1 protein-coding gene is annotated in these 1,457 nt (G+C 38.9%); it reads left to right on the forward strand.

All coding sequences use genetic code 11. The features are described 5' to 3' along the window. The first annotated feature begins 98 nt into the window (after positions 1-98). Positions 99-1,268: an IS256 family transposase gene (locus ACQCT5_RS22845; protein ID WP_499645406.1), complete on the forward strand. Its 1,170-nt coding sequence runs from the start codon at positions 99-101 to the stop codon at positions 1,266-1,268. The last annotated feature ends 189 nt before the right edge of the window (positions 1,269-1,457 follow it).

Below are 1,457 nucleotides of genomic sequence, written 5' to 3' on the forward strand. Positions count from 1 at the left end.
GATTAAGTCCATATAATTGTGTAAAATGAAAGAGTCATTTTATTCACTCTTGGCAACACTGTTTTCAACCACGATAAACAATGAAAAGAGGAATAAAGATGACTCAATTACAGTTTAACCTTAATGTTGATGTATTAAAAGAAGCTATTATGAATTCCAATCTTGATATGGTGATTAAATCAGCTATTGTATTGGTGTTGAACGAGTTTATGGAAAAGGAAAGGGATGACTTTTTACATGCTGCTCCATATGAACGTGCTGTTGAGCGCCGTGACTACCGAAACGGCTACTATGATCGCGAATTATTAATGAGCATTGGCAACATAACTCTGAAGGTTCCACGAACACGTAATGGGGAATTCTCCACTTCTGTTTTTGAAAAGTACGCCCGGTGTGACCAAGCCTTGGTCCTCTCCATGTTGGAGATGGTCATTAATGGAGTTTCCACTCGGAAAGTGACAAATATAGTAGAACAGCTTTGTGGTAAAAATGTATCCAAATCATTTATTTCTTCACTTACGCAGAAGCTTGATCCTATAGTTAATGAATGGGCCACGCGGCCCTTGAATACAACGTACTACCCTTTTCTCTTTGTAGATGCAATGTATATAAAGGTTCGTGAGCACCAGCGGGTTGTCTCCAAGGCTGTTTATATTGCGACGGCAATTACAGAGAAAAACACACGCGTTATACTTGGTTTGAGTGTTGATCATGTTGAAAGTTTCGAGAGCTGGAGCCGTTTCTTTCAACTTCTCAAGTCACGGGGTCTTCAGTCTCCAAAACTGGTCATTTCTGATGCCCATCAAGGGCTCCAGAACGCAATACAACGTGAATTTATAGGAACTACCTGGCAAAGGTGTAATGTTCATTTTAAGCGTAATATTAACAATAAACTCCCTAAAAAGAACTCCGTTGAGATCCGCACGATGATTAAACGAGTCTTTGATGCTGTCACGATTGAGGATATTCGCCAATTTAAGGATGAATTGATGAGCCAGTTTGGGTCAGAGCCAAAGTTTGAAAAAGCCCTTGCCATTTTTGAAGATGGTTTCGAAGATACCATCCAATATATGAGCTTTCCACATAATATCAGGTGCCACATCCGAAGCACAAACTCTTTAGAACGATTAAACCAAGAGATTCGCAGAAGAGAAAGGGTGATTCGTATTTTTCCGAATACCCAATCTGCTTATCGTTTAGTAGGTGCTGTTCTGATGTACTATCAGGAAAACAATTACTCGAAGAGAAAGACACTTCTTAGTAGATAGACTATAATCATTTTTAGCTTCACTTCCATTATGGATGATTTCATATCTGGGAAGGGATGTCAAAGTGAAAAGCCTTTGACATCCCTTCCCAGATATGAAGAAAAAAGTCCATGGAAGTTTCGCAAAAAAATAATAATAGTAGGGTTGAAACCATTGCCTACAATTTTACACAATAACCAGGACTTGACT

Source organism: Sutcliffiella halmapala (assembly GCF_050107295.1).
GTDB classification, from domain to species: Bacteria; Bacillota; Bacilli; order Bacillales; family Bacillaceae_I; genus Sutcliffiella_A; species Sutcliffiella_A halmapala_A.